Source organism: Deltaproteobacteria bacterium, from assembly GCA_016210045.1.
In the GTDB taxonomy this organism is placed as follows: Bacteria; UBA10199; UBA10199.
This window is the reverse complement of record JACQUX010000041.1, coordinates 93,609-109,719: the sequence shown is the minus strand read 5'-3', so window position 1 is coordinate 109,719 and position 16,111 is coordinate 93,609. Positions and strand designations below refer to the sequence as shown.

Genomic DNA, 16,111 nt, shown 5'->3' with positions numbered 1-16,111 from the left:
GACGGCGCGCATTCCGGAGATCGTCGCCATGCAGGCGGGAGCATTGCATCATTGGTTCGCCGTAAACCAACCAGTGGCGTTCCTCCTCTTTCTGACCGCCCTGTTTGCGGAAACCAACCGCAATCCATTCGACTTGCCCGAAGGCGAATCGGAACTCGTCGCCGGTTTCCATACCGAATACAGTAGCATGAAATTCGCGCTCTTCTTCATGGCCGAATATGCCCATATCGCCGTCGCCTCGGCACTCCTCGCCACGCTGTTCTTCGGCGGCTGGCATCTGCCGGGACTCGATTGGCAATGGGTCCGGCTGCATCCCACATTGACGCTCCGCTGGTTATTGCTCCCCCTCGGTCTCTGCGCCGTGCTCTTCGGCACCTATCTCTGTAGTCGCTTCCGACGTGGACGCTACGGCGATTTGCGCGACTTCGAAGTCGTCGTCTTCGGCATCCCCTCGATCGGGCTGGGGGCCGTCGCACTCATTGGATTCTTTCTCTTTCCTGCAAATTGGTCTTGGAACGCGCCGTGGCCATCAGTCTTGGTCGCCGCGCTGCAAGTGGGTGTGGTGTTGGCCAAAATGACGTTCTGCTGTTGGTTCTTCATCCAGATCCGTTGGACGCTGCCGCGCTTCCGCTACGACCAACTGATGCGTCTCGGCTGGCGCGTGATGCTCCCGCTGGCGTTAGTCAATTTGACTTGCACGGCGCTGTGGGTGGGATTGCAGTAACGTCGACTGCTCGTTCAAGCGGCGCGCGCTTTTAAATAGACCAACAAGATCGACAGTGCGGCCGGCGTCATGCCGGAAATGCGCGCCGCTTGCCCCAAGGTTCGGGGCTGAATGCGCGTCAATTTTTGATGAATCTCAGTCGAGAGACCGGGAATATCGGCATAGGAAAAATCGGCGGGGATCGTCACCATTTCTACTTCTTTTAAACGACGCACGGCCGCATCCTGCAATTCCACATATCCCGCATAGCGCAGCTCTGTTTCGGCCTCAGCCAACGCGATTTCAGAAAACGCGGCCGGATCGATCGCCGTGAACGCGCGGAGAAGTTCGCACAGTCGACAATCGTCTCGGCGCAACAGATCCGCCAAACGGGTCGACTTTTTTATCGGTACACTGCCGAAATTTGCCAATTGATCGTTCACGCTCGGCTGCGGCGACAGCATGGTTTCCTGGCACACTGCCAATAGCTGTTCGATCTGTACGGCCTTCTGCCGATACCGCTGATACTCAGACTCGCCGAGTAGCCCGATGCGTCGCCCGATCTCACAGAGTCGGCGATCGGCATTCCCTTCCCGCAACAACAAGCGATGTTCGGCGCGCGACGTAAACATCCGATACGGCTCTTCGGTCCCTTTGGTCACTAAGTCATCGATCATGACCGCCAAGTAGGCTTGACTGCGATCCAACACCAACGAAGCTTCACCTCGCAGTTGCAGCACCGTGTTGATGGCGGCGATCAGCCCTTGCGCGGCCGCTTCTTCATAGCCGGAGGTTCCATTAATCTGTCCCGCGTGGAACAGCCCGTGCACGAATTTTGTTTCCAACGTCGGATGCAGTTGTTGCGGATCGATAAAATCGTATTCCACGGCGTACCCCGGGCGCATGATCTCCACGCGCTCCAGGCCAGGCACTGTGCGAAGCAGCGCCAATTGCACATCGATGGGAAGCGACGTGGAAACCCCATTTACATAAATTTCGCGTGTCTCCAGACCTTCCGGCTCGAGAAAGATTTGGTGCCGCGTCTTGTCGGCAAATCGCACCACTTTATCTTCAATCGACGGACAATAACGCGGCCCGATCCCTTGAATTTGGCCGGAATACATCGGCGAGCGATGCAGATTGGCGCGGATCACGTCGTGCGTCTGCTCGTTCGTATACGTGATATGACACGGCCGTTGCGGCAGCGGATGGTCGTCGGAAAAAAATGAGAACGCAGGCAACGGCGTATCACTGTGTTGAATTTCCAAATTCCCAAAATCGATCGTCCGCCCGTCAACGCGCGGGACCGTGCCGGTCTTCAATCGGCCTAAGCGGAAACCCGCCTGTAGTAAGGTATTAGAAATGCCACGCGCGACGGCGTCTCCGGCCCGACCTCCATCAATGGTTCGTTCGCCGTAATGCAACAATCCGTTCAGAAACGTCCCGGTCGTCAAGATCACCGCACGCGCCGCATATCGTTGTCCGAAATGCGTTTGCACACCACACACTCGGCCGGATTCAATGACCAAGTCTTCGACCGACGCCTGCTTTATGTGCAAGTTCGCGGTGTCTTCGAGCACCGATTTCATCCGAGCCTTGTAATGGAAGCGATCGCATTGCGCGCGCGTGGCCCAGACCGCAGGCCCTTTGCTGCGGTTGAGACAGCGAAACTGGATCCCGGCGTGATCGGCGTTGCGCCCCATTTCTCCGCCGAGCGCGTCGATCTCGCGCACCAAGTGTCCCTTCGCCAGCCCGCCAATCGCCGGGTTGCAGCTCATGTGTCCGATGGTGTCGAGATTCTGCGTCAACAGCAGCGTCGAACACCCCATCCGTGCGGCCGCCAATACGGCCTCACAGCCGGCATGGCCACCTCCCACGACGATGATGTCGTACTGTCCATCCATCTGACACGCATTCCTTGGTGCGAAACGCACACCCATTATTTTCCGATACAAAAACGGCTGAAAATCGCTTCCAGCAGTTCATCCTGCGAGCCACGGCCAACGATCGCGTCCATTTGCTCGGCGGCCAGCCGGAGATGTTCGGCAATCAATTCCGTGGACCGCCCGCTGACCAGCGTGGTTTTGGCTTCGTAGAGAGATGCGAGCGCTCGGTCAACCGCAATTTTATGCCGTCGCGTGGTCAGCCAGACCCCATGGGCCTCACCCGCCGTGCTGCCGCGGAGCTCCTGCGTCACGGCCGCTTGTAACGTCGCCAGCCCATCGCCCGTCAGCGCGGAGCCGTCAAGCACTCGGTGCGGAAAGAGCGCCGCTAACGCTTCTGCCGTCAGCTGCGTCGGCAAATCACTTTTATTACACCACACCAGCAAGCGCTCCGTGCCAAGCTGTGCAGCAAGCTCCCGAACATCGTCGGTCAGCGGCGCACTGCCATCTAAGACCAACAGTCGGAGTTCGGCCTGTTCCAACAACGCACGAGTTCGGAGCATGCCTAACGCCTCGATCTGTTCGTGGCCCCCTGCCGTGTCCGCTGCCGGCAACGGACGCAGGCCCGCCGTATCGGTCAAACGAATCGGAATGCCCTCCCACACCACCGGCTCTTCCAAACTGTCGCGCGTCGTGCCGGCAGTGGCGTGCACTAACGCACGTGTCTCGCCCAATAACGCGTTAAGGAGGGATGATTTTCCCGCATTCGTCGGGCCAACTAACACCACACGCGCTCCTTCGCGATACAGACGGCCCTCATGGTAAGTGGCGGCTAATTGCTCCAACTCGCCAGCGAGCGCCGTCACGCGCTCCGCGATTTGTTGCTGCCGCAACAGTTCAAGATCCTCTTCCGGAAAATCCAGACTCGCTTCTACTTGCGCGCGCAGCTCCAGTACATTTGACGCAATCTTCCCCAAGACCCGAGACAGTCGCCCACTGAGTTGCTCTTGGGCATGGCGGACACTCTCGGCACTCGAAGCGGCGATCACGTCGGCCACGGCCTCCGCCTGCGTCAAATCGATCCGTCCATTCAAGTAGGCCCGACGGGTAAATTCACCAGGCTCTGCCAACCGCGCCCCAGCGGCAACGCAACTGGCTACAATTTGTTCGAGGATCAGCGGATTGCCATGGGCGTGGATTTCGACCACATCCTCTCCGGTGTAGGAACGCGGCGACTGAAACCAGAGCGCCAGGACTTGATCCAGCAGCGACCCTGTGGAGAAATCGATCACATTTCCCATGTAAATTCGATGGGATTCAAAATTATCAACAGTTTGACCCGAATTCATCCACAGCGTGCGGAGGATCTGAAGCGCACCTTCTCCACTCAGTCGAATAATGCCGATAGCGCCAACTCCGGACGGGGTGGCAACGGCGACAATGGTGTCCTTCAGATAGGGGATCGCGGTGTGATGCATATTTAATGTTGGCGCGGCCCGAATATCGCTAATTCAACCACTCAGTAATACACAATAATAACATATTGTTACACACCACTCGCCCCACTAACGCTCCGCGTTACGCATTTGCGCTGCACTGCGTATTTTCTTTATGAAAATTACCGTTAAGGTGCGCAACCGTGAAGCGAATTCTCCATAGTTCCTTGATCGGCTGGGTAGGTATCTCGCTCGTGGCCTGTTCGCAAGGAGCGAATGCACCAACTCTGCAGCCAGTGACCGCCAGCCTCCCGCCCGCCATTGAAACAACCCCGACGTCGCCAATACCAGTCAGTGCGGGCCTTCGCAGTTACACGTATCGCGTCGGTCCGTTCAAGCTTCCCGCGCAATCCGCTCCGGAACGCCTCGCCGATCAACCAGGCAGCATTGCGTTTGCAATCGAAGAGCCGTTGTGGATGACCGCATTTGAACCGGAGCTCGAAGATCGGAACGGCAACGCGTTGCCGGCATCTCTGCTGCACCTCGCGATTGTCGCGAATCACGGCGAGTCCAATCCCCTTTGCTCCGGCGAACGCACCGGGCTCCCGATTGCGGCCACAACATCCGCACATCAGAAAATCACGTTGCCGGCGGGCTACGGCTACGCGATCGTCCCCACTGATCGCCTCGAAACCACAGTATGGTTACGGAATCCCACCGATGAAGATTATTCTGAAGTCTATTTCCGCTTCACGGTCCGCGGCGAACCGATGGACACCAAACAAGTCATGCAAGATGTACAACCACTACTGATCGAGACCGATCCATGTGGCCATCAGCCGTTGGCCGTAGAGCCGGGCGGCTACGTCACGAAGCAAACGCGCGTCGCGGTGCCGACGGCCGGCCATTTGGTGGCGGCGCAGGGGCTGTTACAAGATTTCGGCGTGGAAGTGGCGTTGACCAAAGAAAGCGAAGCAGCCCCGTTCTGGAAAGCCGCGGCCGTGATTAATGCGCAACACCAAGTGACCGAACTCCCGCAATACGCCGATCCGGCCGGCGTTCCGTTCCAATCGGGCGAAGGCCTGGTTTTAAGTGTGGCCTACCAAAACTTTTCCGAACGCTGGTTTAACAACGCCACAACCGCCGCGATGCTCTATTTCGCCCGCGGCACCGACACGACGACTTCTTCCTCAACTACCAAACCCTACCAACAAAAAATCTTCACCCCCGCCACCGCAGTGCAAACCACGTTGTTGCAGTAAATTCTGCTGGCTGAGGTTTTTTGCGGGCCATCCCTCACACCAATCAGTAGGGACTTAACTCACAAGTTGAATCTTGGAATCACCGATTGAGCTTTCTCCCGTAAAACTATACGGTTGCGCACCTCAAAATATTGTCACGCAAAGGACGTAATGAATGACCGAAGCCGAATGGAAAACGCGGAAAGAGCGCATTGATAAAAAATGTGCCCTATGCGTTGGCAGGTCGTCCATTTACCTCTCCTGAATTGACAACCCTTTTTCACGGCGATGGCGGTTGGTACAAACCGGGGTCCTCACAAGAAGTGACGATCAAGCCGGAACATGCCGAGTGTGTTACCCGTCTGCAAAAACGCGAAGACGAACTCCGCCGATCAGCCCCGATGAATACGGAGGTGGAGATGATTTTCCTGCGTGATCCAAAGATCTTCCATGCATTGCGATCAACCCCGAAGTCCGTCTATAAAGTGACCAACCCCGGAACAAGGAAGGGGCAACAATGGACCTGGAGCGCAATGGATATCGCTCCGGGGTCGTGTGGAGAAGATGGCAGTCCTTCGGAACGCGAAGATTGTGCAGGGATCACAATTTCCTGTGAATTACCCACAGCAACAGCCGATCTCCACCAATTGGAATGCGAGGTCATCCAATCCGGTTAGAACTCACGTCCATCCCGCCACATGGCAGATGCACTCCGCTCGACGGCGGCGCCGGGAATAAATCAAACGAGGACCTCCAACACGGCAAGCCCCGGCGGTTCCCCCCTTGGAAATCAATTCAGCAGACGGAGTAACAATTCCCCAGATACAGACGATAGGAAGTCACTGAATTGCCGTTGGACTCAATCGTGTCCCAAAACGTCATGCCGCCTTCGGCCGCAGATTCCCGCGGAGTAGGTCGCGGAAGCCTAGGCCGCGATTCATTAGCCATTGTTGGAGGATGCTGAAGCCGGTGTTGACGAGGATGTAGATGACTAGGCCGCTGGGGAGGAACAGCATGAAGCCGGCGAAGAGGAAGGTCATCATTTGCATCATTTTCTGCTGGGCCTTGTCGCCGCTGGGGTTTGGGGTCAATTTTTGCTGGAGATAGAATCCAACGGCGAGCAGCGCGGGGGAAATAAAATAGGGGTCCGGGGCGGAGAGGTCGCGATAAAACCAGACGAACGGCGCGCGATAGAGTTCTACGGCGTTCCAGAGCACTTTATAAAGGGCGATGTAGATCGGGATTTGGGCAAGCATGGGGAGACAGCCGGCCATCGGGTTGACCTTGTTGCTGCGGAAGAGTTGCATCATTTCCGCGTTCAAACGTTCACGGTCTCCTTTGTACTTCTCTTGAATGGCTTTCAGTTGCGGTTGCAAGAGTTGCATCCGCCGCATCGAGGCCAATGAGGCCTTAGTGATCGGATGGAGCAGCGCCTTGATGAAGAGCGTAAGGAGAATGATGGCCACGCCATAGTTATGGATGATCGAGTAGAAAAACTTCAGGAGATAGAGGATCGGGACGGCGGCAAAGCCGAACCATCCGTAGTCGATTGCGGCGTCGAGGCCATTGCCGACGACCTTCAGTGCCTTCAGGTCCTTCGGGCCGACATAAATGGTGAAATTCTGCCGCGTGCTCGTGCCGGCGGGAATCGCAAATGGGGTGGTCGCGATCGAGACGCCGAGCAGCGGGGCAGCAGCGGTGCCCTGGAAATGGGTTTGGGTCGTGGTGGCATGCGGGACAATCGCGGCGAGGAAATAGCGGCTTTCGACGCCGGCCCACCCGATGGCGCCGTCGTCGCTGACGCCGGCGGCTAAGTCTTTCGGGTCGGTGAGGCGGGTGACGGAGCCGGCCTTCCAATAAAGCGGCTGCCAATGATCGGTCGGCGGTTTGATGAACGCGAGTAATCCGCTCGGTTTTTGTTGATCAGAGTTCGCGGCCATCCAGCGGACTCCGAGTCGGCCTTGCAGCGGCGCCGTACCGTGATTGATCAGTTCCACATCCAGTCCCAATGAGTAGACACCGGGTTGGAAGTGGTACGTCTTGACGACCTCGAGCTGTTCGGAACGCCAGCGGAAGCGGACGTTCTGGGCATCGAGGCGTTCCACGGCATAGCGCGCTTGCGGCGGAAGCAGGCCGTCGAGACCGACTAATTCCACACCAAGAGGCGGCGCCGTGGGGGCGGTGACGAGGTCTACCGACGTCGCTTCATCTTGTTTCCCTTGCTGATATTGCTGCAACGCCCAACGCGAGGGGACAGCGCCATCGTTGGTGAGCGTGATTTCCGCAACGCCAGTCTGCATCGTGACCGTCTCCGCGGACAGCGTGGCCTGCGGATCGTTAATGGTCGAGACCGCTGCTGGTGTTGTCGGGACAACGGCATTGCCCGCAGCATCGACGGCTGGATTGGCGGGCGCGCTCGCGTCGGTTGCAGCGGGCGTGGCAGGAGGCGATTGCGGAGGAAAGAGCAAGAACCATCCGGAAAAGACCGCCATACTGAGGGCCGTGGCCAATAAGAGTCGCGATTCAGATTTCATTGCTCACCTCGGTAGAGACGCTTTTGCATATTCGGCGCGCGGGGACAAGATCAATGCCTCCTTCGCACCAGGGATGGCAGCGCAACAGTCGCCACCCGATGAAGCGCAGTGCCGTGGCCCACGGCAGCTGTCGGAGCGCGTCGCAGGCATACTGGCTGCAACTCGGATAAAAACGGCATTGCGCGCCGAGCAGCCGACATAGCGGACTGATGGCGAGCTGATAGCCCCGCACCACCCATAAAAAAAACTGGTTCATATGAGCCGCCTCAATTGCAGGGTCAAATCGCGGTGCAAGAGCGTCGTGGATCGTGTGGCCGCCGGAGGGAGTAGTCGAATGATCCACGCGCCATGCGGCAATCGTTCCCGCATATGACGAAACCATTCCCGCACGATTCGCTTCAGTCGATTGCGCTCCACGGCCGTCCCGACATGTCGGTTGATGATCACGCCCAGCTGCGGCGCGACATCTCCGGTCAGCCAGCGCAGCTCGAGGGCGCTCCCTCGTTGCTTCCGACCATTCTTCAGGACGCGTTGAAAGAGGTGTTGAGAATGGAGCCGCGCACGACGCGGCAAGCGGGCCATGAAGTAATCAGCGCGCCGCTGTAACGGCCAAACGCTTGCGCCCCTTGCGGCGCCGGGCTGCTAACACTCGACGACCGCCGACCGTTTTCATACGGGCGCGAAACCCGTGTGTCTTCTTGCGGCGCCGTTTACTCGGTTGATATGTCCGTTTCATCGAAATTTCCTCGCGTGATTGAGACGTTGCGTGAGGCGCGAGTTATGCGGGTTTGGCGGTGCCTGTCAAGGCGATTTTTTTTGACAAGAGACTCAAGGAGTTGCGCCGTCGGGAAAAAAAATATTGCCAAAAAATTCCGGCGAAGAGTATGTGCACAACTCTTCTTTGACAAACAGTGGCAGCACTCGAAATGCGCGGCGACCAGATCGCGTTCCTAACAGCGGCGGTGCGGCGACGATTTGCACAGGGCGAGAGGAAAGTTGCTCTTGCCATGCGCAAACTCACCGCAAGCAATGTCCGATGTAAAGTTTGTAACGCGTTCAGTCGTTTCGCTTCGGCAGCGTTTCCACTGATTGTAAAAAGAAGAACTAGGCGCTCTTTGGTAGCGATACGTTGGCTTTTGGAGTCATCCACAGCCTGTGGATAGGTATGTGGACGGGGTTGACCATGCCGGAATTGTGGGAGTCAGTACTCCACAAAATACGATCGAAAATCAGTGACTTTCACTACAACTATTGGTTTCAGGGAGTGCGGTGTGCTGCCTCGGAAGATGGCGTGCTGAAGCTCTCGGTGCCGAACGTCTTCACACGTGACTGGCTGCGGGAGTACTACGGGACCACCATTGTGGAAGAGGCCGGCCGGATCGGCGGGGCCCCGTGGCAACTGCAAATCGAAATTCGCGCGGATGGCGCAGCGGAATCGGACGACGAAGACGTTCCGGCGGAGCAACCGGTCCCGCAACTGGCGAATGACGCGGCCCGCCGCCCATTGGTCACGTCGGTCGTCGCGGCGCCGCTCGGCGATCCGCTGAATCCCAAATACGACTTTGACCGTTTCGTGATCGGCACGAATAATCAGTTTGCGACGGCCGCGTGTAAAGCGGTCGCCGATCTCCCGGGCGGTCATTACAATCCGCTATTCATTTATGGCGGCGTGGGACTCGGGAAGACGCACTTACTGAATGCGATCGGCATTCAACTGCAAGATCGGTTTCCCCACCTGCGTATTCTGTACGTCAGCTCGGAACGCTTCATGAACGAAGTGATCAACGCCATCCGGTTCGACAAAACAGCCGAGCTGCGAAAAAAATATCGGGACGGCTGCGATGTGTTGTTAATGGACGACATCCAATTCATTGCCGGCAAAGAACGAACGCAGGACGAATTTTTCCACACGTTCAACGTGCTGTATTACGCGCAGAAACAAATTGTCGTCACAAGCGATCGGTTTCCGAAAGATGTCGACGGTCTGGATGACCGACTGCGGTCCCGGTTCGAATGGGGGCTGATTGCGGATATTCAACCGCCGGATCTGGAAACTCGGATCGCAATCTTGCAAAAGAAGGCGGAGACGAGTCGGATCCGCTTAGAAAACGACGTCTTCATTTATCTCTCGCAACAATTCCGCTCCAACGTGCGGGAACTGGAGGGTTCGCTGATCCGGCTCTCCGCGTACGCCGCGCTCCACAACGTGCCGATCACGGTCGAATTCGCCAAAGAGGTGTTGAAAGACATCGTGAAGGATCACCATCAGCCATGCTCCATTGAAGCGGTGCAAAAAATGGTCGCCGATTATTACCAAATCAAACTCTCCGATATGAAATCGCCGCGCCGCATGAAACATCTCGCGGTGCCGCGGCAAATCGCGATGTATCTCTGCAAAAAACACATTCCCAAAAGTTCCTTCCCCGAGATCGGGCGGAAATTCGGCGGCAAAGATCACACGACGGTCATGCACGCTTGCCGCAAGATCGACGCCGCAATTCAAGAGAGCGGGCGGTTGCGCGATGAAGTCGAATTTCTCGAAAAAAGTCTGGTCCATTAAACGCGATGAAGTACTGCGCTGTTTTTTATCCCCAGCAAACTGTGGATCAGTCCGGGATTGTCGTGTTGACAACGCTTGGCGGGCAACGTTAGAGTCCCGCGCGATGTTCGGCTGTGGATGAGTGTCGCCGGTTGTTCCCAGTGGGTCCACATGCGATTACGTAGCGCCGTCCGGGAGTTAACAGCGTTACCCACATTTCCACAGGTGCTACTACTACTACTATTTTTATATATATAAATTCTTATTAGAAGGCTATTTCGCGGTGAGGGACTCATGGAATTCCACAGCACTAAAAGTGATCTACTCAAAAGCTTAAGCTGGACCCAAACGGTCGTGGACCGCAAGGCCACGATGCCGATTTTGGCCAATTGCTGTTTAGCGGCTGAAGGGAAATTGCTGACGCTGACGGCGACGGATCTGGAAGTCGGGGTCACGGTCGCGCAACCGGTGGAGACCAAAGTCGCGGGAAAAGTTACGGTAGGAGCCCGCGCGTTGTACGATATCGTGAAGTCGCTGCCCGATGATCGCGTGCATCTGAAAGTCGGCGAGAATCATCGCGTGGAAGTGAAGGCGGGAAAATCACAGTTTAAGATCGTCGGGCTCGCAGCCGACGAATATCCGGCGTTGCCGCAGACGCCGAGCGCGGAGAAGGTCTCCATGGCCGCGTCGGCCATGTTGGAGATGATCGAAAAAACGGTCTATGCGATGTCGACCGACGAGACCCGGTACAACTTAAATGGGCTCTTCATGGAGCAAGTGGCGGATGCCGGTGCGAAAGGGGCGGCGCGGTTGCGTGTGGCGGCCACGGATGGACATCGTTTATCGTATGCCGATCGGTTGGTGGCGGGAAAGTGGAAGTTGCCGGCCGGCGTGATCGTGCCGCGCAAAGGCATTTTGGAATGGCGGCGCTTGCTCGAAGGCGCGAGCGGAGATTTTATCTTGCGGTTGGATGAAAAATATATCGCGGTCGAGCGCGATAATGTCTCGCTGTTGATCCGCCTGATCGACGGGCAGTTTCCGCCGTATAGCCAAGTGATTCCAAAAGATCATAAATGGTTGGTCACGGTGCCGCGCGACGAATTCGGCGCGGCGTTACGGCGGGTGCAGCTAGTGACGAGCGAACGGATTCGCGGTGTGAAGTTCCGCTTTTCACCGGGCCATCTGGATATCTCGGCGCAGAATCCCGATTTAGGCGAGGCGTATGAGGAACTCCAGGTTGGGTATAAGGGGGAGACGTTCGAAGTCGGGTTCAATGCGCGCTATTTTCAAGATGTGCTGAATGTCGTGACCGACGAACAACTCGTGCTGGAGCTCAAGGGGGAGTTGGCCCCGTGTGTGATTCGGTCTGAATTCGATCGCGACTTCTTGTCGGTCATCATGCCAATGCGTCTGTCGTGATTTTCACCCGCCTCACGCTCCGTGATTTTCGCAATTATACGTGCGTCGAATTCGTGCTCAACGCCGGCGTGACGTATTTTGTCGGCGCCAACGCGCAAGGAAAGACCAATTTGCTTGAAGCGGTCTATTTGGTGGGGCGCGGGCATTCGTTTCGGACCGGCGAGCGGGCGGATTTGATCCGCCATAGCGCGGCACAAGCAAAGGTCGGGGCGGAGAGCGATCGCGACGGACTGCGGGATTGGCTGGCCGTGGAGCTGCAATTGTCGGCGCGCACCCTGTTGCGCAATGAAAAACGAGTCCGTGGGACGGACCTGGCGTGGCCGCATGTGATCCTGTTTGCGCCGGAGGAGACGTGGTTGTTCAAGGGACCGCCGGCCGCGCGGCGAGACTATTTGGACACATTGATCGAAGGGATGGATCCGGCGTTTCGCGCGTTGCGCCGGCAGTGGCAGCGAGTGTTGCTGCATCGTAATCGCGTGTTGAAGCAGGCCGTGGGAATGGCCGCCGCGTCGCTGCAGGCACAGCTGGCGCCGTGGGATGTGCAATTGGTTGAATTGGGGATCCGGGTCGTGGCGGCGAGGCGGGAATGGGTGGATCGATTGCGCGCGTGGTTGCCGTCAGTGCATCGCGCCTTTGCGCCGGCCGATGGAGAAATTGCGCTGCAGTACGAACCACAAGTGGATCAGGCGGATGATTTTTTCGATCAGTTACGACGGCGGGCGGAGGAAGAGCGGGCGCGTGGCATTACGGTGGTCGGGCCGCATCGAGACGACGTGCGCGTGTTGTTGGCCGCTCGGGATCTGCAGCATTTCGGTTCGCAGGGGCAACATCGGAGTGTGGTGTTGAGCTTGAAATTAGCCGAAGTCCACCTTTCGCGGGAATGCCGGGGGACTGCGCCGATCCTGTTGTTGGATGACGTCGGGAGTGAGTTAGATGCCGATCGATTAGCCGCGCTGTTCGCGGCGTTGCGGGAATTGGAAACGCAGATTCTGGTGACCGCCACGCATGTGGATGATCCCGCGGATGCGCGCATGATGCGTGTTTGCGGAGGCGCGGTATTCGGATGAAAACGCGGGGAATCCTTTACTCGTGGGGCGGTGCATGTTAGGCCCTCACCCTCCGCCTGGGGCGGATCCCTCTCCCCATCGGGGAGAGGGGAAGCAGATGAAGTCAGGCTGATTCAGGCCAACATTTTGAGGGGGCTATGACAGCAGACAATACAGCCGAGAAAGTTCCGGCGAGTAAAGAAAAGAAAATCCCCATACCCGAGTCCGCACCGGAGGCGCAGTCTTATAATGCCTCGGCAATCACGGTCCTGGAGGGATTGGAGGCGGTGCGGGTGCGGCCGGCGATGTATATCGGCTCTACCGGGTCGTCCGGATTGCATCATCTGGTGTTCGAAGTCAGCGACAACAGTTTCGACGAGGCGTTGGGCGGCTATTGCGACCGGATCGATGTGATCATTCACATCGATAATAGCGTTACGGTGGAAGACAACGGGCGCGGAATTCCGGTCGACCTCCACGAGACGGAGGGCGTGTCGGCGGCGGAAGTCGTAATGACGAAGCTGCATGCGGGCGGTAAATTCGAAAAGAACGCGTATAAAGTGTCTGGTGGGTTGCATGGCGTCGGCGTTTCGTGCGTCAATGCGCTGTCCGATTGGCTCAAGCTTGAAATCCGGCGCGAGAAAAAAGTCTTCTTCCAGGAATATCATCGCGGCATTCCGGTGGTGGCGTTGAAGGCGATCGGCAAGAGCGATCGGATGGGCACAAAAGTCACGTTTCATCCCGATCCGGAAATTTTTACCGAAACGACCGAATTCAGTTTCGATATCCTCTCGCAACGCTTGCGCGAATTGTCGTTTCTCAACAAAGGCGTGCTCGTCACGCTGACCGATGAACGCGCGGACAAATCGCATGAATTTAAATACGACGGCGGGATCGTCAGCTTCGTTGATTTTTTGAATCAGCGGAAGAATCCGCTGCATAAACCGATTTACTTCAGTGCGGAGCGGGAAGACGGCGTCGCCGTGGAAGTGGCGGTGCAATGGAATGAAGGCTATCAGGAAAATGTCTTCAGCTTCGCGAACAACATCAATACGCGGGAAGGTGGGACGCATCTCTCTGGGTTTCGGTCCGCCTTGACGCGCACGCTCAACTATTACGCCCAAAAGAACGAACTGCTGAAGAAGATGAAGACCTCGGTCGAGGGCGAAGACGTGCGGGAAGGCCTGACGGCCGTGATCAGCGTGCGCCTGCCGAATCCGCAGTTCGAAGGGCAGACGAAGGCGAAGCTCGGGAACTCGGAGGTCGAAGGGATCGTGAAGCAAGTGGTCAACGATAAGTTCGGCGACTTTCTCGAACACAACGGGCCGATTGCGCGCAAGATCGTGGGCAAAATGGTGGAAGCGGCGCAGGCTCGCGAGGCGGCGCGGCAAGCGCGGAATTTAGTGCGCCGCAAGTCGGCGTTGGAAAGTGGTTCGTTGCCAGGCAAATTGGCCGACTGTCAGGAGCGCGATCCGTCCAAGAGCGAATTGTTTATCGTGGAAGGGGATTCGGCCGGTGGAAGCAGCAAACAAGGGAGGGATCGGCGTTTCCAAGCGATCCTTCCGTTGAAAGGGAAGATCCTGAACGTCGAAAAAGCCCGCTACGACAAAATGCTGGGTTCCGAAGAAATTCGGACATTGATTACGGCACTTGGTGTCGGCGTGGGCGCGACCCAAGAGGAACAGAAAGATCTGACGAAGCTGCGCTATCATTCGATTATCCTGACCTGCGACGCGGACGTAGACGGCGCGCATATTCGCACGTTGCTGCTGACGTTTTTCTATCGCCAAATGCCGCAAGTGATTGAACGCGGTCATTTGTATATCGCGCAGCCGCCGCTCTATCGGGTGAAAAAGGGGAAGGTCGAAAAATATTTAAAAAACGATTCGGCGTTGGAAGATTACTTGCTCCAATTCGGGATCGACGGGGTGCGGGTGAAAACGGCGCAGCGCGAAGTTTCGGGCCAATCGCTGACGCAGCTGGTGAAGCGGATTATTCGCTACGATAAAATATTAGACATGATCCGGCGGCGTTACGATTCGCGCGTGATCGATGTCGTCGTCACGGCCAGCGACCTGACGCCGGAATTGTTGACCGATGCGAAGGCGATCGATCGGGAGTTGGATAAGATCGGGAACCATCTCGTCGAGGTATTTCCGGAGGCCAAAGATTTCGAAGTGGAAGTCGTGGCGGATGAAGAGCACGAAAGTCATAAGATTGTCTACCAAACCACGTGGCAGGGGTTCCGGCGCCGCACGGTGATCGATACCGATCTGCTCGATTCGGCGGAAGTGAAGGAGTTGCGCAAGCTCCGCGAATATTTCCTCCAGCCGGGCAAGCCGCCGTTTACCATCGAGGCGGATGACGAGACCGAGACCGCGCGATATCTGCGGCAAGTGCGGGATTTCGTGTTGCAGCGCGGGCAGGAAGGCGTGGTGATTCAACGCTACAAAGGGTTGGGCGAGATGAATCCTTCGCAATTATGGGAAACGACGCTGAATCCCGAGTTGCGCACGTTGTTGCATGTGCAGATTGAAGACGCAGTGGAGGCGGATCAGATCTTCAGCGTCCTGATGGGCGACGATGTGGAGCCACGGCGGCAATTTATTGAACAGAATGCGTTGAGTGTGCGGAACTTGGATATTTAACGGAGGAGCGGTCCATGGGTAAGGGCGATAAGCGGTCTCGGCGTGGCAAAATTTGGCGCGGCACCAGCGGTAAACGGCGGCCGAAGCCGGTCGCAAAGGGAAAAGGGAAGACGGCCGGCGCTAAGTGACTTTTAGGCTCTTCAAAAAGAGTTGGAACGGGCGGTAGTAGACTTCAAACTGCTCTGACGGAAAACTGGCCGTGAGGTTGATGGCCAGTTGATCTTTTAAGAGCGTCACTTGGATCTGCTTCACCATTTGACCCGGCTTGATATGTTCCGGGACCTTTTGTTCCGGACGTTCTTTTTGCAGCATCTGCGCCATTGCGGAGACGTCCCAGGAGCAGATCATCATCTTGCCGCGCACGCCGGAAATGACGATTTCGCGTTCGTCGCTGATCTTGAGGTCTTTGATCCCGCGATTTTGGATCGATTCCTTGATCTTCTGGAAGTACTCGGGGAGCGCGATCGGGCGAGGCAGAAATTCTTTGGTGAGGATCACGTTCGGCCGAACGTTCTTGTCTGGGGATGGCAGCGTCAGGGTTAGCATCCCCTGGCAGGTCCAATTTTCCGGCATTTCGGCCGTGACTCCAGCGATATCGATGATTGACATAGGTGCCGGTGCGTAGCAGGGGACTGGCCGGAAGGCAAGGGGATTGAAAGTTT

The 16,111-nt window shown here is 57.0% G+C and carries 15 protein-coding genes; 8 read left to right on the top strand and 7 right to left on the bottom strand.

Annotated elements, in window-relative coordinates; all coding sequences use genetic code 11:
- The first annotated feature begins 319 nt into the window (after positions 1 to 319).
- Positions 320 to 724, top strand: coding sequence for an NADH-quinone oxidoreductase subunit H (locus tag HY696_12565; protein ID MBI4239232.1), 405 nt, complete (start codon positions 320 to 322; stop codon positions 722 to 724).
- A gap of 14 nt (positions 725 to 738) precedes the next feature.
- Here HY696_12565 and mnmG read toward each other — a convergent pair whose 3' ends face one another.
- On the bottom strand, positions 739 to 2,607 hold the full coding sequence (mnmG, locus tag HY696_12560; protein ID MBI4239231.1) for a tRNA uridine-5-carboxymethylaminomethyl(34) synthesis enzyme MnmG: 1,869 nt from the start codon (positions 2,605 to 2,607) through the stop codon (positions 739 to 741).
- Positions 2,608 to 2,642: 35 nt separating this feature from the next.
- Positions 2,643 to 4,064: a tRNA uridine-5-carboxymethylaminomethyl(34) synthesis GTPase MnmE gene (mnmE, locus tag HY696_12555; GenBank protein MBI4239230.1), complete on the bottom strand. Its 1,422-nt coding sequence runs from the start codon at positions 4,062 to 4,064 to the stop codon at positions 2,643 to 2,645.
- 161 nt (positions 4,065 to 4,225) lie between these two features.
- Between mnmE and HY696_12550 the strand changes: the two genes are divergently transcribed.
- Together HY696_12550 and HY696_12545 are read left to right on the top strand one after the other, a co-directional pair.
- On the top strand, positions 4,226 to 5,284 hold the full coding sequence (locus HY696_12550; protein MBI4239229.1) for a hypothetical protein: 1,059 nt from the start codon (positions 4,226 to 4,228) through the stop codon (positions 5,282 to 5,284).
- Between the two features lie 203 nt (positions 5,285 to 5,487).
- Positions 5,488 to 5,940: a YARHG domain-containing protein gene (locus HY696_12545; protein ID MBI4239228.1), complete on the top strand. Its 453-nt coding sequence runs from the start codon at positions 5,488 to 5,490 to the stop codon at positions 5,938 to 5,940.
- 201 nt (positions 5,941 to 6,141) lie between these two features.
- Here the strand turns inward: HY696_12545 and yidC are convergent, their stop codons facing one another.
- From yidC to rpmH, 4 genes are read right to left on the bottom strand one after another with little or no spacing between them, the layout of a single operon-like run.
- Positions 6,142 to 7,797, bottom strand: a complete 1,656-nt coding sequence (gene yidC / locus HY696_12540; GenBank protein MBI4239227.1) for a membrane protein insertase YidC — start codon at positions 7,795 to 7,797, stop codon at positions 6,142 to 6,144.
- Entirely contained in the window at positions 7,787 to 8,053 is a 267-nt protein-coding gene (gene yidD / locus HY696_12535; GenBank protein MBI4239226.1) for a membrane protein insertion efficiency factor YidD, read from the bottom strand. The genes yidC and yidD overlap by 11 nt, the downstream gene beginning before the upstream one ends.
- Positions 8,050 to 8,379 (bottom strand): ribonuclease P protein component, encoded by a 330-nt coding sequence (rnpA, locus tag HY696_12530; protein ID MBI4239225.1) that lies wholly within the window; start codon positions 8,377 to 8,379, stop codon positions 8,050 to 8,052. The genes yidD and rnpA overlap by 4 nt, the downstream gene beginning before the upstream one ends.
- Before the next feature lie 7 nt (positions 8,380 to 8,386).
- The gene (gene rpmH, locus HY696_12525) at positions 8,387 to 8,533 is read right to left on the bottom strand and encodes a 50S ribosomal protein L34 (protein ID MBI4239224.1); all 147 of its coding nucleotides are present in this window, start codon (positions 8,531 to 8,533) and stop codon (positions 8,387 to 8,389) included.
- A gap of 447 nt (positions 8,534 to 8,980) precedes the next feature.
- Here rpmH and dnaA point away from each other — a divergent pair, with 447 nt between their 5' ends.
- The 5 genes from dnaA (at position 8,981) to HY696_12500 (ending at position 15,577) form a co-directional block, all read left to right on the top strand.
- On the top strand, positions 8,981 to 10,357 hold the full coding sequence (gene dnaA, locus HY696_12520) for a chromosomal replication initiator protein DnaA (GenBank protein MBI4239223.1): 1,377 nt from the start codon (positions 8,981 to 8,983) through the stop codon (positions 10,355 to 10,357).
- A gap of 273 nt (positions 10,358 to 10,630) precedes the next feature.
- Positions 10,631 to 11,755 (top strand): DNA polymerase III subunit beta, encoded by a 1,125-nt coding sequence (gene dnaN / locus HY696_12515; protein ID MBI4239222.1) that lies wholly within the window; start codon positions 10,631 to 10,633, stop codon positions 11,753 to 11,755.
- The gene (locus HY696_12510) at positions 11,752 to 12,822 is read left to right on the top strand and encodes a DNA replication/repair protein RecF (GenBank protein ID MBI4239221.1); all 1,071 of its coding nucleotides are present in this window, start codon (positions 11,752 to 11,754) and stop codon (positions 12,820 to 12,822) included. Before dnaN ends, HY696_12510 begins: the two co-directional genes overlap by 4 nt.
- A 137-nt stretch (positions 12,823 to 12,959) precedes the next feature.
- Entirely contained in the window at positions 12,960 to 15,449 is a 2,490-nt protein-coding gene (gyrB, locus tag HY696_12505; GenBank protein MBI4239220.1) for a DNA topoisomerase (ATP-hydrolyzing) subunit B, read from the top strand.
- Between the two features lie 14 nt (positions 15,450 to 15,463).
- On the top strand, positions 15,464 to 15,577 hold the full coding sequence (locus tag HY696_12500; GenBank protein MBI4239219.1) for a 30S ribosomal protein THX: 114 nt from the start codon (positions 15,464 to 15,466) through the stop codon (positions 15,575 to 15,577).
- On the opposite strand, the gene HY696_12495 is transcribed toward HY696_12500, so the two are convergent.
- Complete coding sequence (locus tag HY696_12495) at positions 15,570 to 16,058, bottom strand: hypothetical protein (GenBank protein MBI4239218.1); 489 nt, start codon at positions 16,056 to 16,058, stop codon at positions 15,570 to 15,572. The two genes, HY696_12500 and HY696_12495, sit on opposite strands and share 8 nt — an antisense overlap.
- Positions 16,059 to 16,111 lie beyond the last annotated feature (53 nt).